Annotated in this window: 23 protein-coding genes; 9 read left to right on the top strand and 14 right to left on the bottom strand. The window is 60.3% G+C overall.

Features of this window, described 5'->3' with window-relative positions:
- Positions 1 to 247: 247 nt before the first annotated feature.
- Both KQ933_RS27130 and KQ933_RS27125 read left to right on the top strand, forming a co-directional pair.
- A complete protein-coding gene (locus KQ933_RS27130) occupies positions 248 to 946 on the top strand; it encodes a type 1 glutamine amidotransferase domain-containing protein (protein ID WP_216759095.1) in 699 nt (232 codons plus the stop codon).
- A gap of 428 nt (positions 947 to 1,374) precedes the next feature.
- Entirely contained in the window at positions 1,375 to 1,881 is a 507-nt protein-coding gene (locus tag KQ933_RS27125) for a hypothetical protein (protein ID WP_216759094.1), read from the top strand.
- Between the two features lie 306 nt (positions 1,882 to 2,187).
- On the opposite strand, the gene KQ933_RS27120 is transcribed toward KQ933_RS27125, so the two are convergent.
- The 3 genes from KQ933_RS27120 to KQ933_RS27110 form a co-directional block, all read right to left on the bottom strand.
- Positions 2,188 to 3,539 (bottom strand): IS3 family transposase gene (locus KQ933_RS27120; protein ID WP_216759093.1). Its coding sequence is split into 2 segments (ribosomal slippage): positions 2,188 to 3,203 and positions 3,203 to 3,539, totalling 1,353 coding nucleotides; the frame shifts between segments, so codons are not numbered across the junction.
- Between the two features lie 113 nt (positions 3,540 to 3,652).
- Positions 3,653 to 4,828 (bottom strand): IS91 family transposase, encoded by a 1,176-nt coding sequence (locus KQ933_RS27115; protein ID WP_216755074.1) that lies wholly within the window; start codon positions 4,826 to 4,828, stop codon positions 3,653 to 3,655.
- Between the two features lie 12 nt (positions 4,829 to 4,840).
- Positions 4,841 to 5,701 (bottom strand): tyrosine-type recombinase/integrase, encoded by an 861-nt coding sequence (locus KQ933_RS27110; RefSeq protein WP_216755073.1) that lies wholly within the window; start codon positions 5,699 to 5,701, stop codon positions 4,841 to 4,843.
- 428 nt (positions 5,702 to 6,129) lie between these two features.
- Between KQ933_RS27110 and KQ933_RS27105 the strand changes: the two genes are divergently transcribed.
- From KQ933_RS27105 to mmsB, 7 genes are all read left to right on the top strand, one after another.
- Positions 6,130 to 7,341 (top strand): ABC transporter substrate-binding protein, encoded by a 1,212-nt coding sequence (locus KQ933_RS27105; RefSeq protein ID WP_216759092.1) that lies wholly within the window; start codon positions 6,130 to 6,132, stop codon positions 7,339 to 7,341.
- Positions 7,342 to 7,344: 3 nt separating this feature from the next.
- Positions 7,345 to 8,130, top strand: coding sequence for an ABC transporter ATP-binding protein (locus KQ933_RS27100; RefSeq protein WP_216759091.1), 786 nt, complete (start codon positions 7,345 to 7,347; stop codon positions 8,128 to 8,130).
- Complete coding sequence (locus KQ933_RS27095) at positions 8,130 to 8,831, top strand: ABC transporter ATP-binding protein (RefSeq protein ID WP_216759090.1); 702 nt, start codon at positions 8,130 to 8,132, stop codon at positions 8,829 to 8,831. Before KQ933_RS27100 ends, KQ933_RS27095 begins: the two co-directional genes overlap by 1 nt.
- A gap of 4 nt (positions 8,832 to 8,835) precedes the next feature.
- Positions 8,836 to 9,723 carry a branched-chain amino acid ABC transporter permease gene (locus KQ933_RS27090; protein ID WP_216759089.1) on the top strand — a complete coding sequence of 296 codons (888 nt, stop codon included), beginning with the start codon at positions 8,836 to 8,838 and terminating at the stop codon, positions 9,721 to 9,723.
- Position 9,724: 1 nt separating this feature from the next.
- Positions 9,725 to 10,714, top strand: coding sequence for a branched-chain amino acid ABC transporter permease (locus KQ933_RS27085; protein WP_216759088.1), 990 nt, complete (start codon positions 9,725 to 9,727; stop codon positions 10,712 to 10,714).
- A gap of 110 nt (positions 10,715 to 10,824) precedes the next feature.
- A complete protein-coding gene (locus KQ933_RS27080) occupies positions 10,825 to 12,420 on the top strand; it encodes a GMC family oxidoreductase (protein ID WP_216759087.1) in 1,596 nt (531 codons plus the stop codon).
- A gap of 9 nt (positions 12,421 to 12,429) precedes the next feature.
- Positions 12,430 to 13,311 (top strand): 3-hydroxyisobutyrate dehydrogenase, encoded by an 882-nt coding sequence (gene mmsB / locus KQ933_RS27075; RefSeq protein WP_216759086.1) that lies wholly within the window; start codon positions 12,430 to 12,432, stop codon positions 13,309 to 13,311.
- Positions 13,312 to 13,318: 7 nt separating this feature from the next.
- Here mmsB and KQ933_RS27070 read toward each other — a convergent pair whose 3' ends face one another.
- From KQ933_RS27070 to KQ933_RS27020, 11 genes are all read right to left on the bottom strand, one after another.
- Positions 13,319 to 14,368 carry a DUF2218 domain-containing protein gene (locus tag KQ933_RS27070; protein WP_216759085.1) on the bottom strand — a complete coding sequence of 350 codons (1,050 nt, stop codon included), beginning with the start codon at positions 14,366 to 14,368 and terminating at the stop codon, positions 13,319 to 13,321.
- On the bottom strand, positions 14,368 to 16,353 hold the full coding sequence (fhuB, locus tag KQ933_RS27065; RefSeq protein ID WP_216760830.1) for a Fe(3+)-hydroxamate ABC transporter permease FhuB: 1,986 nt from the start codon (positions 16,351 to 16,353) through the stop codon (positions 14,368 to 14,370). Before fhuB ends, KQ933_RS27070 begins: the two co-directional genes overlap by 1 nt.
- Complete coding sequence (locus KQ933_RS27060; RefSeq protein WP_216759084.1) at positions 16,346 to 17,221, bottom strand: ABC transporter substrate-binding protein; 876 nt, start codon at positions 17,219 to 17,221, stop codon at positions 16,346 to 16,348. Before KQ933_RS27060 ends, fhuB begins: the two co-directional genes overlap by 8 nt.
- A gap of 3 nt (positions 17,222 to 17,224) precedes the next feature.
- Positions 17,225 to 18,004 carry an ABC transporter ATP-binding protein gene (locus tag KQ933_RS27055; RefSeq protein ID WP_216759083.1) on the bottom strand — a complete coding sequence of 260 codons (780 nt, stop codon included), beginning with the start codon at positions 18,002 to 18,004 and terminating at the stop codon, positions 17,225 to 17,227.
- A gap of 92 nt (positions 18,005 to 18,096) precedes the next feature.
- Positions 18,097 to 20,259 carry a TonB-dependent siderophore receptor gene (locus KQ933_RS27050; RefSeq protein ID WP_216759082.1) on the bottom strand — a complete coding sequence of 721 codons (2,163 nt, stop codon included), beginning with the start codon at positions 20,257 to 20,259 and terminating at the stop codon, positions 18,097 to 18,099.
- 162 nt (positions 20,260 to 20,421) lie between these two features.
- The gene (locus KQ933_RS27045) at positions 20,422 to 21,306 is read right to left on the bottom strand and encodes an AraC family transcriptional regulator (protein ID WP_216759081.1); all 885 of its coding nucleotides are present in this window, start codon (positions 21,304 to 21,306) and stop codon (positions 20,422 to 20,424) included.
- Between the two features lie 117 nt (positions 21,307 to 21,423).
- On the bottom strand, positions 21,424 to 22,179 hold the full coding sequence (locus KQ933_RS27040) for a fumarylacetoacetate hydrolase family protein (RefSeq protein WP_216759080.1): 756 nt from the start codon (positions 22,177 to 22,179) through the stop codon (positions 21,424 to 21,426).
- A 78-nt stretch (positions 22,180 to 22,257) separates the two neighbouring features.
- Positions 22,258 to 23,625 carry an FGGY-family carbohydrate kinase gene (locus KQ933_RS27035; protein ID WP_216759079.1) on the bottom strand — a complete coding sequence of 456 codons (1,368 nt, stop codon included), beginning with the start codon at positions 23,623 to 23,625 and terminating at the stop codon, positions 22,258 to 22,260.
- A complete protein-coding gene (rhaM, locus tag KQ933_RS27030) occupies positions 23,622 to 23,942 on the bottom strand; it encodes an L-rhamnose mutarotase (RefSeq protein WP_216759078.1) in 321 nt (106 codons plus the stop codon). Before rhaM ends, KQ933_RS27035 begins: the two co-directional genes overlap by 4 nt.
- Complete coding sequence (locus KQ933_RS27025) at positions 23,939 to 24,949, bottom strand: ABC transporter permease (protein WP_216759077.1); 1,011 nt, start codon at positions 24,947 to 24,949, stop codon at positions 23,939 to 23,941. The genes rhaM and KQ933_RS27025 overlap by 4 nt, the downstream gene beginning before the upstream one ends.
- Positions 24,946 to 25,935 carry an ABC transporter permease gene (locus tag KQ933_RS27020; RefSeq protein WP_216759076.1) on the bottom strand — a complete coding sequence of 330 codons (990 nt, stop codon included), beginning with the start codon at positions 25,933 to 25,935 and terminating at the stop codon, positions 24,946 to 24,948. The genes KQ933_RS27025 and KQ933_RS27020 overlap by 4 nt, the downstream gene beginning before the upstream one ends.
- Positions 25,936 to 25,944 lie beyond the last annotated feature (9 nt).

Raw genomic sequence — 25,944 nt, 5'->3', positions numbered from 1 at the left:
TTCGAAGCCGGCTGTCATCAAAGCGAAGATTGGATCTGTCAGCTTCAGTACGCCAAGCGTCGGTTGCCTATCGGAAGTTTCCGAACTCGGATCCTCACCTTTCGGATCGTAATCATCTCTGGCAGTGAGCTGCACTTCGATACTTTGGTATCGCCGATACTAACGTCCAACTGCGCCATCCAACCATCGAGAGCATAGTCCCCGCCGCGGTCTCTTTCGGCTGCATAACCTGGAAGGAGATACTCCGATGAAGATACTAATGGTTTTCACCTCTCATGACACCCTCGGCAATACGGGGCGCAAGACCGGCTTCTGGCTCGAGGAGGGCGCGGCTCCTTACTACGTGTTCCGTGACGCCGGCATCGACATTACTCTTGCGTCACCCAAAGGAGGACAGCCACCTGTCGATCCAAAGAGCGATCTCCCTGGGAACCAGACACCTGCGATGGCCCGCTTCAAGAAGAATCCCGATGCGCAAAAGGCTTTCGCCCACACAAAGCTGCTAAAGGACATGCGGTCGGAGGACTTCGACGCCATATTCTATCCGGGCGGCCACGGCCCGATGTGGGATCTGGCAGAGGATCAGGATTCCATCAAGCTGATCGAGAACTTCTACAATGCCGGAAAGCCTGTTGCTGCGGTATGTCATGCACCCGGGGTTTTGCATCGGGTGGCCTACAAAGGCGCTCCTATCGTGAAGGGCAAGCGTGTGACGGGCTTCACTAATACAGAGGAGGAAGAAGTTCAGCTCACCAACGTCGTTCCCTTCCTCGTGGAGGACGAACTCAAACGGCTCGGCGGCCTCTACGAAAAGAGAGGAAACTGGGAGAGCTTCGCCATTACCGACGGTCATCTGATCACGGGGCAGAATCCAGCATCCTCCACAGCAGGCGCTCAGCATCTGGTAAAGCTGCTGACCAGTGGCCATGCATCGACCGCAGCGTGACCACCGTGCGCCCAGCCTTGAGGGCGCAGAGCACTATCCTGCGGGCTTTGACGTTAGATGGCGGCTATTGCGGGCGGAATGCCTTCTTAGCCTCCATATCTGCTCCCGGTCGGTTTATTTCAGTGTGTGAAGCTGTGAATCAGCATCGACGCGACCCCTGAACCGATTGCCCATTAAGTACATGAGTTTGCTGACAAATTTATAGCGTGGGTGGGTCATCATCGGCGTGACCCCATCCAATTTCCATTTTCTGCATGTAGATCAAATGGCTCACGTCACGAGGGGGCAGCCTTCGGCGCCGATTCACATGAAATCAGGATGACCGCCGGAAGTATGTGACAAGTGAATTGCTGAGCCGTCCGAGGGCCTCCGCGATTGACACAGGCAAAAAGTGTCTCCAGCCTTTCATAAGGACAAAGGAGGTCCCGATGATCGTCCAGCAAACGGCCACCGCAGAGGGCAGCCTAGAGATGCTATTAATCGAGCATGTGCGCAGGCTGGCTCGTTGGGAGCATGTATTCGGTCCGGCCACCGCGTTGAGTTCATTCGGGCGCCTGTACACTTCGATAGCAAACCGTCCCCGTTGGCTGCTCTCGGGCCAGGCGAAGCAATGCTTCCTCAACGCTACCGCGTTTGCTCTTGTCCGGGATGACGTGACGTATGTGGAAGGATTCGCGCTCGATCCGGGCATTCCCATCCCTGTGGAGCACGCCTGGCTCGTTGATGACAATGGACACGTCATCGACCCTACCTGGGACGAGAACCGTGGGCACCTCTACTACGGCGTGCCCTTCGAAAAGGATTTCGTTGCCACGATGATGAAACAGTCTGGCGGTGAGTGCGGGGTGCTAGATCATAGACTAATGCGCCAGTACGCGCGGTCGGAGCAGCAATTTGGGCGAGGCGTGCGAGGCAACTTGAAGTCATCGGCCTGATCGGGAGTGTCTTCATCGACTTTGACACCATAGTCGCACTCTATCGTGGGGTCTTGCCCTTCCTGATCGAGACTGCTCTTGGGTATTCGCACTGAGCTGGTAATCGGTGGCGACAATCCTGTCCGGACTGCGCCGCTCGCGGCATGCAAGACACTCCCATCCCTGTGGAACACGCCTCATGGCAACAGGCACGTCGCGATTACCGCAAGCCGTTGGGGTGTGCTGTGATTTCTGTCCGTCGTCGAATGATTTGAGACTTTTTGGGCTTTGGAAGACAGGGGTTTCCGGCTCGGTTTGCGGGTCGATTTAAGCCGCTTTGGCTTGGTGGTTCAAGCGGCGCTGTCTGATTGTGTCTCGTTTAATCCTTTCGCGTTCGAGCAGTATGGCCTGGCCTCGCCCGAAGTAGACGTCGGCGGGGGTGAGGTTGTCGAGGCTCTCGTGATATCGGCGATGATTGTAATGCTCGACCAAGGCCGCGATCTGGGCTTCGAGGTCCTCCTGGAAGAAGTAGTTTTCCAAGAGAATGCGGTTCTTCAGCGTCTGGTGCCAGCGTTCGATCTTGCCCTGCGTTTGCGGATGGCCGGGAGCGCCATGGACCTGGTCGATCTTGTACTTCTCCAGCCATTCGCCGAGATCGGAAGCGACGTAACAGGGGCCATTGTCGGACAGCAGGCGCGGCCGGTGTTCGACCTTGACCTTGTCGCAGCCCGAAGCGGCCAGTGCCAGGTCGAGCGTATCGGTGACGTCATCGACCTTCATGCTGGTGCACAGTTTCCAGGCGACGATGTAGCGGGAGTAATCGTCGAGGATAGTCGAGAGATAGAACCATCCCCAGCCGATGACCTTCAGATAGGTGAAGTCGGTTTGCCACATCTCATTCGGCCGTGTGGTCTTGTCCTTGAACGCGTCATGGGCCTTGATGACGATATAGGCTGGCGACGTGATCAGGTCATGGGCCTTGAGCAGGCGGTAGACAGAAGCCTCTGATACGAAATAGCTTTCCTTGTCGGTGAACTTTACCGCCAGCTCGCGCGGCGACAGATCGGCATGATCCAGCGACATGGTGATAATACGGTCGCGGATGTCCTCGGGGATGCGGTTCCAGACCCGTGATGGCGCGGATGTCCGGTCTTCCAGCCCCTCGACGCCGTGGGTCAGGAAACGATCATACCAGCGATAAAAGGTCGGTCTTGGAATGCCGAGCTTGTCGAGTGTCTGACTGACCGACAGATGCGACTGCTCGACCAGCCGGATGATTTCCAGTTTCTCGGAGGCGGGATATCTCATTCTTCGTCGCCCCCATCCGCGATCATGCTTTTTTTGAGCAGGCGGTTCTCCAGGGTGAGGTCAGCCAGCGCCTCTTTCAGGTCGCGGCTCTCCTTACGCAGCGCCTTCACCTCGTCACTGGTCGCCGCACGGGTGGTGTCCCCTGCGAGCCGCTTCTTGCCCGCTTCGAGGAATTCCTTTGACCAGCTATAATAGAGGCTTTCGGCGATCCCTTCACGGCGGCATATCGCGGCAATGCTGTCTTCACCGCGCAGGCCCTCCAGCACGACGCGGATTTTGTCCTCGGCTGAATGATGCTTGCGCGTGGCGCGGCGGATGTCCTTGATCGTCCTCTCGGCCGACGATGTCTGCGGCCCGGTTTTCTGTCTCATCTTCGCTTCCTTTGATAGAGCTACGATGAGCCGAAAATCCTCTCTTCTCAATTAAGCCAGTTTCGTCTCAAGGGCGTTGATCCGGGACAGCAATGATGCCGCCCGTGATATGATCATGAACTGTCGTTCCATGCTGGTCGGCAGACCGGCGACATTGGAGTCCACGCGCCGATGATCTTAACGGCGCCGCCGCAACAGGAGCAGCGGTGCCGCAAAGGCGGTGGCTTTGCGTCCGGTTCTTCGACCGGGTGTTCCGGCGGCGGGACGTCGAGCAGGCTTCGGCACAGGTCCAGCTTCAGTTGCCGATGGCCATTGGCAAGCAGGCCGTAATGACGAATGCGATGAAAGCCGTCCGGAACGGTGTGAAGCAGGAAACGGCGGATGAACTCATGGGCATCGAGTGTCATTACCTTTTGCTTGCCGCCCGTTCGATAATCCTTCCATCGGAATGTGACTCGATCGCCATCGATGCTGACGAGGCGGGAATTGGAGATGGCGATGCGATGGGTATAGCGACCGAGATAGGCCAGCACCTGTTCGGGTCCGGCAAAGGGCGGCTTGGCATAGACGATCCAGCCGACACGCCGCGCTTCTTTGACCATGCGGTTGAATGCGGCCGGACTGGCCAGGCCGGCGATGTCGCCGAAGAACTGAAGCTGGTCCAGGTCGTAGGCCTGCTTCAGCTCTTCAAGAAACAACCGCCTGAACAGGCATGACAGGACCCGCACGGGCATGAAGAAGCTTGTCCGGCAAGCCACCCAGCGGGACTGGTCCGCCGACAATCCACCGCCCGGCACGATGCAATGGATATGCGGGTGATAATGGAGGTTCTGCCCCCAGGAGTGTAGCACCGCGATGAAGCCGATCTCTGCACCCAGATGCCTGGGATCGGCAGCAAGCTTGCGCAACGTCTCGGCGACGGCGCGAAACAGGATCGCATAGACGACCGCCTTGTTCTGGAAAGCGATAGCCGCAATCTCTTGCGGCAAGGTGAACACGACATGGAAATAGCCGACCGGCAGAAGATCGGCCTGCCGCGCGGCGAGCCAGTCACGGCTCGCCTGTCCCTGGCACTTCGGGCAATGCCGGTTGCGACAGGAATTATAGGCGATGCGCAACGCCGCGCAGTCCTGACATTGCTGGACATGCCCGCCCAGCCGAGCGGTCCGGCACATCTCGACGGCGCTCATCACCCGGCGTTCGACACGCCCGAGATGGGTGTCGTGGGCTTGACGATATCTTTCCCCGTGGCGGCGAAAAATGTCCGCCACCTCCAGTCCCGCCGCCATGGCGAAGCTTACTCAGCTTGGCGGCACCACCTCCAGTGTCAGCCGGTCGAGCGGGCTGGTCGTGCTGCGGATCAGGGTATTGGAAACCTTCGTGTAGCGTGCCGTGGTAGACAGATTGTTGTGGCCGAGCAAAACCTGGATGATGCGGATGTCGGTTCCGCTTTCCAGAAGATGGGTGGCAAAGCTGTGGCGCAGCGTATGCACCGTTACCCTTTTGTCGATACCGGCCGCGGCACACGCCGAACGGCAGGCAGAATACAGAACCTGGACGTCGATGGGCTTGGTCTCGTCCCGGCCCGGGAACAGCCAGACCTCGGGTCTCGCCAGCCGCCAATAGACCCGCAGGATCGCGAGCAACTGCGCTGACAGCATGACGTTGCGATCCTTTCCGCCCTTGCCATGCTCGACGCGGATGATACCGCGTTCGCCATCAATGTTGCGGACTTTGAGATGGACAGCTTCCGAGGCGCGCAGCCCCGCCGCATAAGCGGTCGTCAGTGCGGTGCGGGTCCTCAGGCTTGGAACCGCTTCCAGAAACCGCACGATCTCGTCGCCGCTGAGGATCGTCGGCAGCTTGGCCGGTGTCCGGGCATAGGCAATGCGCTCCGGTATCTCGGCATGACCAAGCGTGACGCCAAAGAAGAACCGCAGGGCACAAACTGTCTGGTTCAAGGCCGGCCATGATAGGCCCGACGACACCAGATGCACCTGAAACGCGCGCACGTCTTCCAGTCCAAGACGGTCTGGCGATCGCCCGAAATAACGCGAGAACTTGGTCACCGCATGCAAATACGATCGTTGCGTCGCTGGCGAAAGATTGCGGATCGTCATGTCATCGATCATGCGCCGGCGTAGCGGGCTTATCTCTGTCATCGTCATCTCCTGTTTAAAGGTTGGGCTAAAACAGCCCAATCCTTCAAATCAGAAGCGCATCATGCAAATCCCACGCTCCAAATGCCGCGAAAGCGGCTTCGTTCAATCTCTTTTTTGTTCGTCGCCTGAATCGGATTTCTGACACTATCTCGTAATTTCAATAAGATAGTTGAATCCGTTTGTTTTGATTGCATACTACGTCTTTGGTCTAATGCCGCCCGTCAAGGAGGCGCCGCGACTGTCGCCAGAGCGGCTTGTGACGGGTTCTGTTCAAAAACGAACAGATACTGTTTGGAATTAGATGTAAACCGCCAGTTGCCTCATGGAGGAAATTCCGTGATCGTAAGGGCGGAGTGGCCGCTTTGAGGAGGGCGGGTCGCCAAATTTGAACAGATTCGCAATCTGGCCAATCTCTGGGAGGAGAGACTATGCGAAAGAATTTCATTGCGTCCGTTGCATTTTTGCTTGCAAGCAGCACTGCCGTGTTTGCCCAGAGCGCAGCCATTTCCGATGGAAAGGTCAAGATCGGTATTCTGAACGACCAGTCGGGCGTCTATGCCGACTTCGGTGGCAAGTCTTCTGTCGAGGCTGCGAAGATGGCGGTCGAGGATTTCGGCGGTAAGGTACTCGACATGCCGGTCGAGATCGTCGATGCCGACCATCAGAACAAGCCTGATATCGCCTCCAACATTGCGCGTCAGTGGTATGACACCGAACAGGTGGATGCCATTATGGAGCTGACGACCTCTTCGGTGGCGCTTGCCGTGCAAGCTATCGGCAAGGAAAAGAAGAAGATCGATATCGTTACCGGCGCTGCGACGACCGATCTCACCGGCAAGGCCTGCTCGCCCTATGGCTTCCATTGGGCCTATGACACCCATGCTTTGGCCGTCGGCACCGGCGGTGCGCTGGTCAAACAGGGCGGTGACAGTTGGTTCTTTCTGACGGCGGACTATGCCTTCGGCTATTCGCTGGAACAACAGACCACCGATTACGTGAAGGCGAGCGGCGGCACGGTTGTCGGGTCGGTGCGCCATCCCCTGTCGACCCAGGACTTCTCGTCCTTCCTGCTCCAGGCGCAATCATCAGGCGCCAAGGTCATCGGCCTTGCAAACGCCGGCCTCGACACGTCGAACGCCATCAAGCAGGCCGCTGAATTCGGCATCACTCAGGGCGGCCAGCATCTGGCGGCGCTGCTTTTCACGCTTGCCGAAGTCCATGGCCTCGGCATGGAGGCCGCGCAGGGCCTGACGCTGACGGAAGGCTATTACTGGAACCGCGATGACGAGAGCCGGGAATTCGCCAAGAAGTTCTTCGCTCGTACCGGCAAGATGCCGAACATGGTCCACACCGGCACCTATTCGGCCGTTCTGCAATATCTGAAGGCGATCCAGAAAGCTGGCACGGACGAGACGGAAGCCGTTGCCAAGCAGTTGCACGAGATGCCTGTCGACGACGTCTTCGGCCGTGGCGGCACGGTTGGCCCGAACGGCCGCATGATCCACGACATGTACCTGCTGCAGGTCAAGAAGCCCTCGGAGAGCAAGGAGCCGTGGGACTATTTCAACGTTCTCGCCACCATTCCGGGCAAGGAAGCCTATATCGACCCCGCCAAGAGCGGCTGCGATCTGGTGAAGTGAACAATGGCGGTTTCCGCAAATGAAACTCAGGCCAAGCCGCGGGTGGTGCTTTCCGCCCGCGGCCTGCAGCGCGATTTCGGCGGCTTCACGGCCGTCAAGAATGTCGATCTCGAAGTGCATGATGCGAGCGTCCATGCGCTGATCGGGCCGAATGGCGCCGGCAAGACGACGGTGTTCAACCTGCTCACCAAGTTCCTGCAGCCGACATCGGGCACGATTACGCTGATGGGCACGGATATCACCAGGACGCCGCCGGACAGGGTGGCGCGCATGGGCCTCGTCCGCTCCTTCCAGATCTCGGCGGTCTTTCCGCACCTTACGGTGCTCGACAACGTGCGGGTCGCCCTGCAGCGGTCGAACAATCTTTCCACGCAGTTTTGGCGGCCGCTTTCGGCGCTTGACAGCCTGAATGAGCGGGCCGAGCAATTGCTTGCCAGCGTCGGGCTTTCCAAGGAGCGCGATCATATCGCCGTCGATCTCTCCTATGGCCGCAAGCGGGTGCTTGAGATTGCCACCACGCTGGCGCTCGATCCGAAGGTGCTGCTGCTCGATGAGCCGATGGCCGGCATGGGGCAGGAGGATGTCGGCGTCGTCTCCGCCATCATCCGGGATGTTGCACGCGATCGTGCGGTTCTGATGGTCGAGCACAATCTCTCCGTTGTCGCCAATATCTGCCAGCATGTCACCGTGCTGCAACGTGGAGAAATCCTTGCCGAGGGCGACTATGCGACCGTCAGCCGGGACGAGCGTGTGCGCCAGGCCTATATGGGTACGGAGGAGCACGACTGATGGCACCGCTTCTCGAAGTCCAGGGCCTCAACGCCTGGTACGGCGAAAGTCACATCCTTCACGGCATCGACATGACGGTCGGCGAGGGCGAGATGATCACCATTCTCGGCCGCAATGGTGTCGGCAAGACGACGACTTTGCGCACCATCACCGGCATTGTGCGCGCTCGAAAGGGAAAGATCAGCTTTGCCGGCACGGACATGATGCAGGTGCCGCTGCACAAGACGGCGCACAAGGGCATCGGCTTCGTCCCCGAGGAGCGCGGCATTTTCTCGACGCTGACGGTTTCGGAAAACCTGCTGCTGCCGCCCGTCGTGGCGCCAGGCGGCATGAGCCTGGATGAAATCTACGAGCTTTTCCCGAACCTCTACGAGCGGCGCACGAGTTCCGGTACCAAGCTCTCCGGCGGCGAGCAGCAGATGCTGGCGATCGCCCGCATTCTGCGCACCGGCGTGCGCCTGTTGCTGCTCGACGAGCCGACGGAGGGACTGGCGCCCGTTATCGTGCAGCGCATCGGCGAAGTTCTGAAAACGCTGAAGGAGCGCGGCATGACGATCGTGCTGGTCGAGCAGAATTTTCGCTTCGCGAGCCGTATTGCCGATCGCTTCTATCTGATGGATCATGGGCAGATGGTCTCGGAATTCCCTATCGGCGAACTGCCGCAGCGCATGGATGTGCTGCACAAGGTTCTGGGAGTGTGACGCGATGACGATGATCTTCGGCATCCCCCTGCAGGCGTTGTTCGGCCAGTTGCTGATCGGCCTGATCAACGGCTCGTTCTATGCGCTGCTGAGCCTCGGTCTTGCGATCATCTTCGGTCTTCTGCGTGTCATCAACTTCGCGCACGGCGCCCAGTACATGCTCGGCGCTTTCGTCGCCTATCTACTCTTGAATTATCTCGGTATAGGTTACTGGCCATCGCTGATCCTGGCGCCGGTCATCGTCGGGCTTGCCGGCGCCGTTATCGAGCGGCTCTTCCTTCGTCGCCTCTATGATCTCGATCCGCTCTACGGCCTGCTCTTCACCTTCGGGCTGGCGCTCGCCGTCGAAGGAACGTTCCGTTATCTCTACGGCTCATCCGGCCAACCCTATGCGACGCCACCGGCGCTCGCCGGCGGCGTGAATCTTGGCTTCATGTTCCTGCCGATCTATCGCGGCTGGGTGGTGGTTGTTTCGCTCGTCGTCTGCATCGGCACATGGCTGCTGATCGAAAAGACCAAGCTTGGCGCCTATCTGCGCTCTGCAACGGAAAATGCCACTCTCGTCCAGGCCTTCGGCGTCAATGTGCCGGTTCTCTTGACCTTCACCTATGCGCTCGGTGCCGGCCTTGCCGCTTTTGCCGGTGTATTGGCAGCACCCATCTATCAGGTGTCGCCGCTGATGGGCTCGAACATGATCATCGTCGTCTTTGCGGTGGTCGTGGTCGGCGGCATGGGATCGATCATGGGCGCCATCGTCACCGGCTATGTACTCGGTATCGCGGAAGGTCTGACCAAGGTCTTCTATCCGGAGGCTTCCAATATCGTCATCTTCGTCATCATGGCGATCGTGCTTCTCATCAGGCCCGCGGGCCTCTTCGGACGGGATGCGTGACATGGCTGACATCACCGAAACGATCCGCACGGAAAAGAGCCGCACCGCGATGTCGGTGCAGACCGGGTTCCTGATCATCGGGCTGCTGCTTCTGCTGCTTGCTCCCTTCTTCTTCTACCCGATCTTCCTGATGAAGCTCTTGTGCTTCGCGCTCTTTGCCTGCGCCTTCAACCTCCTGCTCGGCTATACCGGTCTGCTCTCCTTCGGTCATGCGACCTTCTTCGGGGGAGCGGCCTATTTCACTGCCTATACGGTGAAGTCCTGGGGCTTTCCGCCGGAGCTCGGAATTCTCGTTGGTGTTCTCGGGGCAGCATTTCTCGGCCTCGTCATGGGCTTCTTCGCGATCCGCCGGCAGGGCATCTATTTCGCGATGATCACGCTGTCGCTGTCGCAGATGTTCTTCTTCTTCTGTCTGCAGGCGGAATTCACCGAGGGCGAGGATGGCATTCAGTCCGTGCCGCGCGGCCATCTCCTCGGTTTCATCGATCTCAACAGTTCGACCAACATGTATTATTTCGTGCTGGCGGTATTTCTGATCGGCCTTTTGATCATCTGGCGCTTTATCAACTCACCCTTCGGCATGATCTTGAAGTCGATCCGCGAGAACGAGCAAAGGGCGATCTCGCTCGGCTATTCCGTGGCGCGTTACAAGCTCGGCGCTTTTGTCATGTCTGCAGCACTTGCCGGCCTTGCCGGATCGGTCAAGGCGCTGGTTTTCCAGTTTGCGACGCTGACGGATGTCGCCTGGCAGATGTCTGGCGAGGTGATCCTGATGACGCTGCTTGGCGGCATCGGCACGCTGATTGGCCCGGTCTTCGGCGCCGGTCTGGTCGTGACACTGCAGAATTATCTCGCCACCTCGGAATTTCCGGTGACCATCATTACCGGTGTGGTCTTCATGATCTGCGTGCTGATCTTCCGTCGCGGCATTATCGGCGAATTCTACGCCTCTCGGCTCGGGCGTAAACTGGGCTTTGTCTATCGCCGCTGAATGGGCGGACCGCTTTTCCTGCAACGGGAGAAGATGTGCAGCGGCGGCGCGAAATCCCGCTTCCCCGACCCCGGGGAGGCGGGACGCAGCCATTTCGGAGTGCACGATCCATGGATCGCTACGACTATATCATCATCGGCGCCGGCAGCGCCGGCTGCGTGCTCGCGAACCGGCTGTCGGCCGACCGCAACACCAGGGTTCTTCTGCTGGAGGCGGGCGGCAACGACAACTACCACTGGATCCATATTCCCGTCGGTTATCTCTACTGCATCAACAATCCGCGCACCGACTGGTGTTTTACGACCGCGCCCGAGGACGGGCTAAACGGACGGGCGCTGAACTATCCGCGCGGCAAGGTGCTTGGCGGCTGCTCGTCGATCAACGGCATGATCTACATGCGCGGCCAGGCGCGCGACTACGATCTCTGGCGGCAGATGGGCTGCACCGGCTGGGGCTGGGATGACGTGCTGCCCTTTTTCCGCAAGTCGGAGGATCACTACCAGGGTGGGGACGATATGCATGGCGCCGGAGGCGAATGGCGCGTGGAAAAGGCGCGGGTGCGCTGGGACGTGCTCGACGCTTTCCAGCAGGCCGCCAAGGAGGCCGGCATTCCCGAAACGGCGGATTTCAACCGCGGCAGCAATGAGGGTTCGGGCTACTTCGACGTCAACCAGCGCTCCGGCATCCGCTGGAATGCGACGAAGGCCTTCCTGCGCCCCGCGATGAAACGCGGCAATCTCACTGTCATGACAAAGGCACAGGTGCGCCGGCTGCTTATCGAGGAGGGCGCTGTTGTTGGTGTCGAGTTCCAGCATGGCGGCACGGCGAAGCGAGCCTATGCGGCGAGGGAGACCGTGCTATCGGCCGGCTCCATCGGTTCGCCACATATTCTTGAACTCTCCGGCATTGGCCGCGGTGAGATTCTGCATCAGGCCGGCATCGATGTGCTGACCGAGGTGAAGGGTATCGGTGAAAACCTGCAGGATCACCTGCAGCTTCGGCTTGCCTACAAGGTCACCGGCGTGCCGACACTCAACGAAAAGGCCTCCAAGCTGATCGGCAAGGCGGCGATCGGGATTGAATATCTCCTGCGCCGCTCCGGCCCGATGGCGATGGCGCCAAGCCAGCTCGGTATCTTCACCCGTTCCGGTCCTGACAAGGAAACGCCTGATCTGCAGTATCATGTCCAGCCGGTTTCGCTGGACAGGTTCGGAGATCCCGTCCACCGCTTTCCGGCGATCACGGCGAGTGTCTGCAATCTCCGGCCGGAAAGCCGCGGTTCCGTGCATGTTTCCAGCCCGGATTTTGCCGCCCAACCCGTCATCGCGCCTAAATACCTCTCGACGCAGCGCGATCGCGACATAGCTGTTCGTTCAATAAAGCTGACGCGCCGGATCGTGGCGCAGCCTTCCTTTGCCCGCTTCCGCCCGGAAGAGTTCAAGCCGGGGCCGAGCTATCAGAGCGAGGCGGAACTGGAGAAGGCAGCGGGCGATATCGGCACGACGATCTTCCATCCCGTTGGCACCTGCCGCATGGGTGTGGACAGGGACAGCGTGGTTGACCCGCGGCTCAGGCTGCGGGCGCTCGCCAAGCTCAGGATCGCGGATGCCTCGGTGATGCCCGCCATCACCTCGGGCAATACCAATTCGCCGACGATCATGATCGCCGAAAAAGCAGCGGCCATGATCATCGAGGACAAGAGATAGGAGATGAGCATGGCAAGGATCGCATTTATCGGCCTCGGCAATATGGGCGGGCCGATGGCCGCCAATCTCGTCAAGGCCGGTCACGAGGTGCTGGGCTTCGACCTCGCTGCTCCTGTACTCAAGGCAGCCGAAGAAATTGGCGTGAAGCCGGCAAGCCATGCCAGCCAGGCGGTCAAGGATGCGGACATCGTCATCACCATGCTGCCGCAGGGTAAACACGTGCTGACGGCCTGGACCGATATCCTGCAGTCGACCACGCAGGGCACGCTCGTCATCGACTGCTCGACGATCGATGTCGAAAGCAGCCGCAAGGCGCATGAGATGGCGAAGACCGCAAGCTGCCTGTCGCTCGACGCACCGGTTTCCGGCGGCACGGGCGGGGCAAGCGCCGGCACGCTGACCTTCATGGCCGGTGGCTCCGACGAAGCCTTCGACAAGGCAAAGCCAGTCCTCGAGGCCATGGGCAAGAAGATCGTCCATTGTGGTGAGGCAGGCGCTGGTCAGGCTGCGAAGATCTGCAACAACATGATCCTCGGCATTTCCATGGTCGGCGTTTGCGAGGCCTTCGTGCTGGCCGAAAAGCTCGGCCTCTCGCATCAGGCGCTCTTCGATGTCGCCTCCACCTCATCGGGCCAATGCTGGTCGATCAATACCTATTGCCCGGTGCCGGGGCCGGTGCCGACCTCGCCGGCCAATAATGACTACAAGCCGGGCTTTGCCGCAGCGCTGATGCTGAAGGATCTCAGGCTGTCGCAGGAAGCGGCGCTGGTGAGCGGTGCGTCCACGCCGCTTGGGGCGGAGGCAGCACAGCTCTACGCGCTCTTCGAAAAGCTCGGCAATGGCGGCAAGGATTTTTCCGCCATCATCGAGATGTTCCGCGAAAAGATGTGAGGAGCGTCTAGCGCTCCCAGTAAGCGCCGATGCTCATCTTGTGGCGATCATGGGCGCGTTCGGTCTTGAGAAAATCGCGAATGCGTTTGGCCTCGGACCGCTCGCAGCCGGCCCAGACGAAAGTGTCCGTAGCGGCATCAGCCAACGCATCCTTGATGGCATTTTCGATGAGACCCATAGTGCCGGCAGGCGCGCCGTTGCGATGCATCCAGGTCAGATCGACCGTACCGGCCGACGGCAGGGGCAGCTCTTCCGCAGGGCCATCGACTTCGAGGAAGATGCGCAGCCGTGTTCCGGCCGGGACTTCGGCGGCGATGCGCGAAATGGCCGGCAGCGCCGTCTCGTCTCCGGCGAGGATCATCGTGGTTGCATCGGGAACGCCGCCGCCGCCAGGCCCCAGAGCACCGGCGATATCGCCGGGCTTCGCATTCATCGCCCATTCCGCGCCGGGCACGTTTTCGCCCTCGTGCAGCACGAAATCGATGTCGATCTCGCCACGCTCCAGATCGATGCTGCGGAACGTGTAGATGCGCACCGTCAGCGCATCCTCGTCTTTCGCCCATTCGATACGCCCATCCGCGAGCAGTTTCGGCCAGACAGGCACGCGACCCTTCGGCGGGATGAGCAGGCGGAAATGCAATCCGCCATGAGCGAAATGCCTGGTGTCGTCGCAGGCAACAGTTACCCGGCGCATGTGCGGGCTGATATTGCGGGCGCCGATGACCCGGATTTCTCGCAAGTCCGGCAGCCGGTCGGCTTTCGGCGCGTCCGACCAGGTGAGTTCCAACTTATCCTCGCCGGCAAACTGGAAGAGGTGCTCGGCAAGCACTGAGCGGACATTTTGAAGTGCGCGCGCACTCTTGCAGGAGAGCTCGATCGCAAGCGAGCGGCCTTCATGGCGGATATCGGCCTTGCCGATCATCATCTCCAGGGTCACCTGGTCGCCATCGCGCCTGACGGTGCTGTGTTCGACAAAATGAGTGCAAAGCTCGTCGAGCATCCTACCGGGATCGACGGCGATTGCGATGCCGGATGTGGTAAAAGGTGCAGCCATCATTATTTGATGTCCTTTCTCGAAAGCAGCCAGATGAGATAGGGACCGCCGATCAAGGCCGCGAAGAGGCCGACCGGCACCTGATAAGGGTAGATAACGACGCGCGAGAGCCAGTCGGCTGTCATCAGCACGCTAGCGCCGAAGAGCACGCTTGCTGCAAGCTGGTGACCCGGCCGGTGGAAGCCGGCAAGCCGCGCAAGGTGCGGGGCGATGAGCCCGGCCAGGCTGAGCGGCCCGACGAGGAATGAGGCGATTGCCGTCATCAGTGCGGCGAGAATGGCAAGTGTCAGGCGGCTTGCGCCGACGCGAAGACCGAGAGACCGGCTGGAATTGCCACCGAGCGGCAGCATCGTCAGCCAGCGGCCGAGGAACGGCAGCGGCGCGACGAGGATGGCAAGTGAGATGATTGCGGTCCAAGCTTCAAAAGCACCGGCGCGATTGGTCGAGCCGGAGAGCCAGGTCAAGAGGATGTATCCGCGCATATCGCCCTGAGCGAGCACCATGCTGACGATCGCCATGGCGAACGCGCCGATGCCGACGCCGGCAAGCAGCATGCGTTCCGGCGAGAATTGCGCTCGGGCGGAAACGGCAATCATCGCCCCGAATGCGGCGAGCGCGGCAAGCGCCATGGCGAGCAGCATGATGGCGGGTGAGGGGAAGCCGAACAGGAAGAGAGCCACCGTCAACCCAGCCCCGGCGCCACTGCTGATGCCGAGCACTTCCGGACTTGCGATCGGATTGCCTGTCATCCGCTGCATGATGAAGCCGGCCGCCGCGAGCATGCCGCCGGCGCAGGCCGCGACGATGATGCGTGGCAGACGAAAGGGCAGGAGGCCGGTGAAGAGGGTGCCGGTCGCGAGATGCCAACCGTCATCGGCCGGGCCGAGCGTGAGGAAGGCGATGAAGAGCAGCACAACTGTGGCGCAGAGCACGGCAAGGGCAACAAGCGGCTTTGATAGTCTCGTAAGCGGCCGCGTTGATTGAGCCGCCGTGGCCGCAACGGAATGTACGCGCGGCAGCAGGAAAATCAGCGATGGGCCGCCGAGCAATGCTGTCGCAGCCCCTGTTGGCACGAGATCTGTGAAGCCGGGGCCGAGGATCTGGGTCAGGCAATCGGTGAGAAAAAGCAGACTGGCGCCAGTCAGCGGTGCCGCGATCATCAGGCTCCCGGTGCTGCGTGCGCCGAGAAGTCTCGCGATTGCCGGTGCTGCCAAACCGAGGAAGCCGATGATGCCGACCTCTGCCGTGACCGAGGCAGCGAGCCAGACCGCGAGCGCAAGGATGGCGAGGCGGGCAGAATGCAATGCGAGGCCGAGGCTCCTGGCACTGCCGTCATCCAGTGTCAGAATGCGCAACGGCCGCACCAGGATCAGGGTGGCGGTAAAGCCGAGGACGAGGCGGGGACCAAGCGAAAGCACGCCGTTCCAATCCTGCTGGCTCAGCGAACCGGCGCCCCAGATATAGATCGACATCGCATATTCGCCACGCTCCAGGATGAGTGTGACGCTGAGCGCGGCAGCGATCATGCTGACGATCATGCCCGAGAGCGCGACGGTGACCGGATCGAGCCCGCGCCGCCAGCTCAAGGCGAGCACGATCGCGACGGCACCAAGCCCGCCGCCAAAGGCGATGATCTCTCGCGAAAAACCAGGTAGCAGCGGCGAAAAGCTGAGCGCCGCCGTCATCGCCAGTTCCGCGCCGGAGGCGATACCGAGCGTTGAGGCGTCGGCGATGGGATTGCGCAACACCCGCTGCAACAGCGTGCCGGAAAGGCCAAGCGCTGCACCGGCAATCAGCGCCAGTACGGCGCGCGGCATGATGCTGTTCCAGAGCAGAACGCCGTCAAGCATGGTGGCTTGAGCGACGTCGCCGGGAACCTGCGGGCGTGTTGCGATCAGTAGCGCGAAGGCAATGATGCAAAGCACCGGCAGCGCAACAGTGGCAAACGGAATGTTGAGGCTGCGGGCGGGCCTGGCGAGACTAACCATTCCATGCATGGTCAAGACCCTCCTGCAGAAGATCGGCAAAGCGCATGGCAGCCGGGAGCGCACCATAGGGATTGATGGAGCCAAGCATCAGCACACGCTTCTCGCGCACGGCCGGCAATGCGTTCCAGAAGGCGCTGGTCGAAAGTTCCTCGATCGCATCGGCCGGATGGGGCGGGATCATGACGATCCAGGCATCCGGCATAGAAGCCAGCGTCTCGATGCCGACGGGAGCGGTCGCCGAATAGCTGGTCGCTCCCTGCCAGGCATTGGTTAGGCCGACACGCTTCAGCACCTCGCCGAACATGCTGTCGGAACCGAAGACGCGGAAATGCCTGGCATCGCCGAGATTGATCGGGATGACCGGCCTGCCATCGCCCGCAGCAAAGGCCGTCTTATAACCGTCGAGTTTGGCGGAAAGCTTTTCGGTAAGCTGCCTTGCAGCAGCAAGCTGTAACCGCTCGCCGATCGCGAGCGTTGTCTGTTCGGCAAGCGCATAGGGGCTTTCGCCGGGCTTGTAGATCGCATGGCTTTCGACAGGGGCGATCGGCTGCATGCGCGCATCAGCCCAGGCGTAGAAATTCGAATTGAGGATCAGTTCCGGGCGAGCGAAGCGCAGCACCTCGAAATTCGGCGTGCCACGCAGGCCGAGATCGGTGACGCCGCCGGGAACGACAGGCGTGACCGCCACCTTACGGAACTGCCGCAGTTCCGTTCCGGCGACCACATTGGCGCCGATCGCCAGCAGGGTTTCGAGCAGTGCCCAGTCGAGGGTCGCGACGCGCGGGCTGTCGGCCGCCCGCAGGAGTGCAGGGGCAGACAGCGTGGCTGCGGCGCCGGCCAGAAAATGCCTGCGGGGGAATGATGCCATGGCCTACAGCAGGTAGCTGACCGGCTCGTTGCGAACCGGATGCGGGAAAACGCCCATGCCGACGCCGAAGATCGACTGGAGCTTATCGGCCTGCATGATATCGGCTGGCGCACCTTCGGCGGTGATCTGGCCGCGATTGAGGGCTATGATGGCATCGCAATAGCGCGCCGCGAGATTGATGTCGTGCAGGACGATGATGACGGTGAGGCCGCGCTCGTGGCTGAGTTCCTGTACCAATGAGAGCACGCTTGCCTGATGTGCGAGGTCGAGCGCGGACGTCGGCTCGTCAAGCAGCAGGCAGCGGGCATTCTGGGCAAGCATCATGGCGATCCAGGCGCGCTGGCGCTCGCCGCCGGACATGCTGGCGACGAGACGATCAGCGAAATCCTCAAGCTCCGTGCGGACGATCGCTTCTTCGACCATCTCACGGTCTGTGGCGCTGAAGCGACCGAGCGTGCCATGCCAGGGGAACCGGCCAAGGGCCACCAGTTCCCGCACGGTCATGCCGTCGGTCGCCGGCGTGAACTGCGGCATATAAGCGACATGGCGGGCGAAGGCGCGGCTGCCCCAGTCGGCGGCGGCTTTGCCGTCGAAGTCGATCGCACCGCACTTTGGGGCAATCTGTCGGGCGATGATCTTCAAGAGCGTGCTCTTGCCGGATCCGTTCGGGCCGACCAGGCCGTAGATGCGGCCAGCCTCGAGCGCTAGATCAATGCCGTTGAGGATGGGTCTGGTGCCGATGGCATAATCGATCCCGGTAAGGGTCAGGAAGGACTTGGACACGAGGAAACTCCGGCTTGGCTGCAAAAGGGCTCAGGAGGGCCTTAACCCTCCTTTATCGCAGCTTCCTGAAAAACTAAACTATATTTGTCAACTTACCATTTCTTGCTGAGCTTGAAAGTGACCGTGCGTGCATCGCCATAACCGCAGACCGTAAGGCCTTGGCAACTGGTGACATATTCCTTGTCGAAGAGGTTGGCGACATTGAGCGATGCGGCCCAGTTTTCCTTCTCGTAGCGGATAGCTGCATCGAAAACCGTCGCCGATGGCACTTTTTCGGTATTCTGTTCATCCGCCCATGACCAACCTTGATGTCGAATGCCGGCGCCAAGGCTGAGACCCTCCAGCGCACCCGTCGTGACCAGATAATCGACCCAGAGCGAAGCCTTGACCTTCGGTGTGATATAGGGGGATTTGCCGACCAGAAGCGGGTTGGCGGCGTTTTCCAACACTTCCATGTCGGTATAGTCGAGACCCGCCGTGACCTTCCAGTTGTCGTTGACGTTGATCTTGCTTTCGAGTTCGAAGCCGCGCGAACGTACCTTGCCGAGCTGGCTCTGTTCGAAGGTGATTGGATTGGTCACGGCATTGTTGCGCTTGTCGATCTGGAATACGGAGGCTGTGATCACGCCATCGAAGAAGGCCGGTTCATATTTGACGCCGCCTTCGATCTGATAGCCTTCTTCAGGCTTGAGGGGGCCAGAAATGCCGGTGCCGATCAACGGGTTGAAGAAGCTTGCTGCGCTGACATAGGGGGTCAGGCCGTTGTCGAACTCGTAGGCGAGGCCGGCACGGCCGCTGGCCGCGCCGTCATCGAAACCGTAGCTCGTGCCGATCGCGGCATCGGAGTCGATGTCGACATGATCATAGCGGCCGTTCAGCGTCAGAAGCCAGCCGTCGCCGAAATGGATCTGGTCCTGAGCGTAAATGCCGATCTGCTTCATGCTCACGATACCATCGGCGTAAACGAAGTTGGCACCCTGTGGCGTGCCGTAGACCGGGTCGGTCGCGCTAATCGGGTTCGAGCCGCAGCAAGCCTGCCAGTTGTCCAGACGGTAATATTTGTAGTCGATACCGGCGAGCAGGTTATGGGTAGTGCCGCCGAGCTCTGTCTCGCCCTCTACGCGGTTGTCGATGCCGACGGAATCGACGCCGGAGCGGCCTTCGAAACCGATACGGGCAAGGTCGTAATCTGGAGCCGTTGGAACACCGCCCTCATAGCCGTTGAGGTACGGACCCTGCTCATGTTTATCCAGGCGGCCATAACGGAAATTCGAGGTGAATTTCACGCCATTGTCGAATTCATGCTCGAATTCGTAGCCGACCATCTTCTGCACATAGCTGCCGTCGTCGATATCAGGCTCGCCATAGAAGGCGTCGCGTGGGATCTTGCCGAAGGGCGCGTCCACGACCGTGCCCTCATAGGGGAAGAAGCCGTTGCCTGTGTGGACCTGATCGAGGCCTGCGAGATAACCCCAGACGGTGAAACTCGTCGCATCGTCAGGGGCGACCTTCAGCTGCGGCATGATGAAGCCGCGGAAATCATGAGAGAAATCGGAGTAGTTGTCGCCGCCGGAGACCTTGCCGGTGATGCGGTAGGTCATCGTATCGCTGGAGCCGACCTTGTCGGAGATATCGAAACCGGTAAAGGCGTTGCCGTTACTGTTGATGCCGATATCGGTGTAATAAAGCGGCTCATCGAGCGGGCGCTTGCGTACGAGATTGATGATGCCGCCGGGATTGGCGCCGCCGTAAAGAACCGAGGCCGGCCCCTTCAGAACCTCGACACGCTCCAGCATGAACGGATCGATCTGGAAACCGCCGAAGCCGTAGCTGAAGAGGTTCAGGTTGTCGAAGAAGACGCCGGTCTGGGTCGCGTTGAAGCCGCGGATATAGAACCAATCGGTATCGGGATCATTGCCGAAGGGCTGGGTTGTGACGCCGGGCGTGTAAAGGAGTGCTTCGTCGATTTTGTTGGTGATGCCGTGATCATCCATTTCCTGCCTGCCGATAACGGAGACCGACTGCGGGGTTTCGTTGATCGGCGTATCGCTCTTGGAGCCCGTGGAAGAGGTTTTCGCGACATAGCCTTTGACGGGGCTGGTGGCGGTTTCATCGCCGCCCTGGATGACGATCGGCGCCAGTTGCGTCGGATTGGCATCTTGAGCAAGGGCGGAAGAGCCCGCCATGATCCCGGCGAATGCCGTTCCTGCCAGTAGATATGTCCTGAAGGTGAGCCCCTTGGTCTGCGCTCGCATAATTTACCCCACTCATGCCGCGGCCTCGCTTGCCACGGTTTGGCCTTGAATAAGTCGAGTGTTTAACTCAAATTTAATCGGGCGGATTGTCGCGATCGGGTGGAAATTGAACGTTCTTGGGCAATTTTCCGCGCTGCACGCAAATGCCCAGGCGTGTTGCAATCAGGCAATCTGCGCCTTTTTCCAGTTCGCCGGTGTGGTTCCCAAATTCTTACGGAAGACACGGGTGAAATGGGCCTGATCGGCAAAGCCGGTTTCCACAGCGATGGTCGTCAGCGGATATTCGCTGCCAACGAGCAGATGTTTTGCGCGGTCGAGGCGGACATTGGTCTGATATTGATGCGGCGCAACGCCGGTCGATGCCTTGAAGGCATGGCTGAAATGCGATTGCGACAGGCCGGTGACGGATGCAAGTTCCTCCAGCCGGATATTGCGCAGGCAATTCTCCTCGATGAAATCGGTGGCGCGGCGCAATTGCCAACCTGCAAGCTTGCTGCGCTTGCGCGGCTGCACCTTGGTAAGCTTTAGCACATCGATGATGAGGGAGAGCGACAGGCCGTCTCCATAGAGATCATGCAGCGGCTGCGGATTGACGCATTCGGCAGCAATCAACTGGGCAAGCGACAAAAGGCGCTCGTCGGAAAACAGGAGTTGAGCATTGGCGAGGCGCTGCGGATCGAGATCATCGCCGAGCCTTCGGCTGATGGTCTCGACATCGAAATGGATATCGAGATGGCGCAGCGAATGCACACCCACCAGATCGGCCCAGACCTCCATATCGGCCGGCACATAGGAGATCGGCCGTTTTTCGGTGTCTTGCACTGTGCCATGGGCACGCGGCGAGAGCTTAACCCGCGAATTGCCAGGCCCGCGCTTTTCGAGGAGGATGAAAAGCCGCGGGTCTTGCGATACGTAGTAGCCGCCGCAATGGGAGGCGCATTCGACATCCCAGACATCGGCCACGATGCCGTTCCACACCCGGCGATTGACGCCTTTGGTGACGGAAAAACCGTGAATCTTGTTCTGCATGCGCGGTTGAAACGTCATTCCCACTTCCGCCTCCGGCCAGATGGCCAGAATAAACCTTCGTATTAAACTCAAGTTTAATACAGGAGGCAGAGTGGTATGACAATCACCCAGATTCGTTGTGCAAAAAAGCCGATATCAGACGACGGACAAGGTCAGCCGCGCGCTGTCGCCGAAGCGGATATCGATCTCGCCGGGCTCGGTGAGTTCGACGGCGCCGCTGAGCGTACCCGTGGTGACGAGCGCGCCTGACTTCAGCGAATCGTCCGGCCGCAGCGGGTCGTTGATGTAGTCGAGGAGCCAGAACAGGACGTCGCCCTTCGGATGCTTGGCAAGCCCATCATAGATCACCTTGCTGCCATGGGTGACCTTCACCGGCGTGCTTGCGGCCGTATCGATAAAGCTCTTCGAAATGGATGGGCCGAGCACATAGCCGCTATTGCCGAGACGGTCTGCGAGGAAGAGAAGGAAGGAGACAGCACCGCTTTCCTTGACCGCGCTGACCAGCAGTTCGGCGCCGAGATAGGCGCTGGATATTGCTTCCAGCACTTCGGCGCGGCTGTAGGGTGCGCCCTTGCGATACGGCAGGTCCTTGCCGAGGCGCACCGCAATTTCGGCCTCGAATTTCATCCCCGGATACCAGGGGATCGTCGCGCCGGAGACGGCTTCAGCATAGGGATGGAGGGGCGCAGTAACCGGCTGGCCCTCGGGGGAGGCCGTAACCTTCCAGGCATTGCTGGCGACAGCTTCATCGGCCTTCAGGAAATTCTGCGCTTCCATGCCCTGGTGAAAATCGTTCGGCAGCGGAAAGGCGCTTGTCGGCTCCTGCTTTCCGTCCTGGCGCAGGCTGTAAAGCTTGGCGGCCAGCGCCCGCGGGTCGAATGGATCAGTCATGCTGTCTCCTCCATCAAATCGAGAGGTGCCACAGTAGCGGCACAGCCGGTCTGAACAAGGGCACCGTTGGAAAGACTGTTATTCCATCGCGGCGTACCAGTGCTCCCGGTAGTCGGAAAGCCCTGGGATTGCCGAGGGTGCGAAGTGTTTTTCCGCGCTGGAAACGGGTCTGATGCCGGCAAGCAGCGCGGCACCCTGGCTGGTGCCCGTCGAGCCCGGCAGCGCCATCGTATCCCGGCCGGTCAACGCAGAAAGCAGGGACAAGTAGGTCTCGTTCAGCGCGAACGGACCTTCGACGATAACGGGGCCTTTTGCACCGATCAGCCCGAGACAGGCCTGTGTCATCAGCGCCAGATAGAGGCAGGCCGCGGCATATCGCTCTTGGCGACTGGCGCCCTCCACACCCACCCAGCGGCTGACCTTGCCGGGGAAGGGACCGGAGCCCGTCGCCACGTTCGGCAACAGCATGATACCCTTGGCAATGACATCAGCGACGGCAGTTCGTGCAGCGGCATCGCTGACCTCGCCGATTTCCGCCGAGAGAATTTCGAATTCGCGACCGCCCATGAAACGGGAGGAGGGCACAGCGCGGCCATAGGCGTCGACATTGGCAAGCGCATCGCGCTTCGCGTCGAGATGGTCGAGATCGCCGCCGACACCGAAATTGATCACCCATGTACCGGTCGAGACTACGGCGAAGGGCGCTTCACGGCCGACGAGATGCGGCAGTAGCGAGGCATTTGAATCATGGATACCGCAATAGACAGGCACGGAAAGCCCAATTTCATCGGCGATTTCGGGCAGGACTGGGCCAAGCGCATCGAAAGCCGAACGGATCGGCGCCATCCGGGCGCGAATGGCCAGCGTGTCGACCAGCGAGGAATAAGCGCCGGTTTTCGGGTTCCAGAGGTCGGTGTGACAGCCGAGCGAGGTCGCCTCGTTTGCCGCGACACCGGTCAGCCGCGCGGACCAGTATTGTGCATAGGTGAGGATGTTTGCGACTTTGGCGAACGCGTCCGGGAAGGCGGTCTTTTGATAGTGCAGCTGTGCGCCGACATTCAGCCCCATCGACAGGCGTGGCGAGAATGTCTCGGCAAAGGGCGGCCGGAGCGCGTCATAGGCGTCGCGGATGTCCTGCGGGTATTCATGCTCGTAATCGATGACAGGCATGGCAAGTTTGCCATTTGCATCGAGCAGGGCGGCAGCTGCCCCATGCGTGGTGATCGAGATCGCGTCGAAGCCCGGCTCCCTGGCGGAAGCCTTGAGTGAGGCTAGCGCGAAATTCCAGAGGGTTTCAATATCGTAATGCGGATAGAGACCATCGCGTATGACGGTGTTCGGCTGCTTGCGAACGGCGATTTCAGCGCCCGTCGCGCTGTCCAGCACGACGACCTTGGCGTTGGTCTTGCCGATGTCGAGAACGGCGATGCGGCGATAGTCACTCATGGCATATGGAAGACGGTGACGAGGTCGCTTTGAACTGGCGAATTATCCGGATTGGTTTCCATGATGTCGCCCATATGCGCCCACCACTTCTTCATGACGGGATGTTCGGGCAGGCTCGCCATGGTGTGGTCTTTCGGGCGCGTCAGCACGCCGAAAAGCGTATTGGTCTCGCGGTCGAGATGGATGGAATAGTCGCTGGCGCCCGACTTGTGCAGGAGATCGACCAGCTCCGGCCAGATCTCGTCATGGCGCCTGCGATATTCGGCCTCCATGCCGGGATTGAGCTTCATCTTGAAGGCGTGTTTTTCCAGGGTCATTTGGCGCTCATGGCTTTGATGCGGCGGGCGATGATCGGGATCGCAATGGTGATGATCAAGAGCAGGCCGATGAAGATCGACATGACGATGCCGGGCACGTTCAACAGGCCGAGGCCGAAGGTGACGAGGCCCATGACGAAGGCGGCGATGACGACGCCGCCGATCGTGCCGGAGCCGCCGAGGATCGAGATGCCGCCGAGCACGACCATGGTCACGACTTCGAGTTCCCAGCCTTGCGCGATCGAAGGACGCGTCGAGCCGAGGCGCGAGGTCAGGCAGACGGCGGCGACACCGCTCATCACACCGGTCAGCAGGAAGAGGATGAATTTGACGCGCTCGACCGGAATGCCGGAGAAACGGGCGGCAAAATCATTGTTGCCGATCGTGTAGACTTGTCGGCCGAAATTCGTCGCATGCAGCAGGATGGCAAAGAGGATCGCCAGCACGATGAACAGTACGAATTCGAAGGAGAAAACCCAGATGACGTAACCCTGGCCGAAATAGGCGAAATCCGCCGGATATTTGCCGTAGGCCTGGTCGCCAAGCACGATATAGGAGATGCCGCGGAAAAGGCTCATCGTACCGATTGTGACGACGATCGACGGCAGCTTCAGCACCGAAACGAGAAAACCGTTGAAGATGCCGCAGAGAAGCCCGGTACCGATGCCGATCAGCACAAGGCCCGGCGTGCCGACGCCGACCTGCGCTGCAGCACCCATCGCCGTCGAGGCAAGGGCTATGATGGCCGCAACCGACAGGTCGATCTCGCCTGATATGACGAGCAGCGCCATGGCAAAGGCGATCATTGCCTTTTCGGTGAAATTGAAGGTCGCGTCCGAGAGGTTCCAGGCATCGAGGAAGTAGGGCGATGCCACGGAATTGAAGATGAAGATCAGGACGGCCACCCCAAAGAGCAGCACTTCCCAGCTCGACATGATGCGCTTGAAGGGCGTGCCGAGGCGATCGGGAATGATACGCTTTTCGGGCGTTGAGGAAACCATGCTCATGCTGCGACCTCCGCTGCCGCCCGATCCCGCAGGATGATGCGGCCACGATTGCGCTCGCGCCGGGCGTTGAAAACGACGGCGAGGATGATGACGGTTCCCGAGATCGCCATCTGCGTGAAGGGCGAAATGCCGATGACGGGCAGGGCATTCTTGATGACGCCGAGGAAGAGCGCGCCAAGCACGGTGCCGGCGACCGAGCCAACGCCGCCGGCAATCGAAATGCCGCCGATCACGCAAGCCGCGACGCTATCGAGCTCGAAGCCGTTGGCGATATCGACATAGGCGACTGCATAACGCGAGACCCAGAGATAGCTGGACAGCCCGGCGAGCGCCCCCGAGAGGACGAAGGCCAGGAACTTCGTCCGGCCGGTATCGATCCCGGCATAGACGGCGGCCGTCGGGTTGCCGCCGGTTGCATAGGCCGAGCGGCCGAACTGGCTGTAGCGCAGCAGCATATACATCAATGCAACGATGATGATCGCAACCCAGCTCAGTACAGGCAGGCCGAGGATCGGCGTGCGCGGAATAGCAAGGAAGGTCGGCGTCATCTGGTGGGCATTGACCCAGGCCCCACCTGACAGGACAAAGGCCATGCCGCGATATATGGTGAGCGTGCCGAGCGTCACGACGATCGGCGGGATTTCGAGGCGCCAGACGAGGAAGCCGTTGATGCTGCCGAGGGCTGCACCGATCACGACCGCCGCAAGGATGAGGACGATCAGAGGCAGGCCGGGAAAAGCGGCGTTCATCATCGCGATTGCCATGCCGGTAAAGGCGAGATTAGCAGCGACCGAGAGGTCGATCGATTTCGTCAGAATGACCGTCATCTGGGCGAGCGCCAGGATGATGAGGATTGCCGTATCGTTGAAGATGCCGGCGAGATTGTCCGGTGTGGCGAAATCGGCAGCACGCGTCGAGAAGACGGCAATCATCACCACGATGATGGCGAAGAGCAGGGTTTCGCGTTTTCTGATCAGTCTCATCAAGCCGTCACC

This window comes from Rhizobium sp. WYJ-E13 (assembly GCF_018987265.1).
In the GTDB taxonomy this organism is placed as follows: domain Bacteria; phylum Pseudomonadota; class Alphaproteobacteria; order Rhizobiales; family Rhizobiaceae; genus Rhizobium.
Note: the sequence above shows the minus strand (reverse complement) of the source record. Positions and strands in the feature narration are given on the sequence as shown.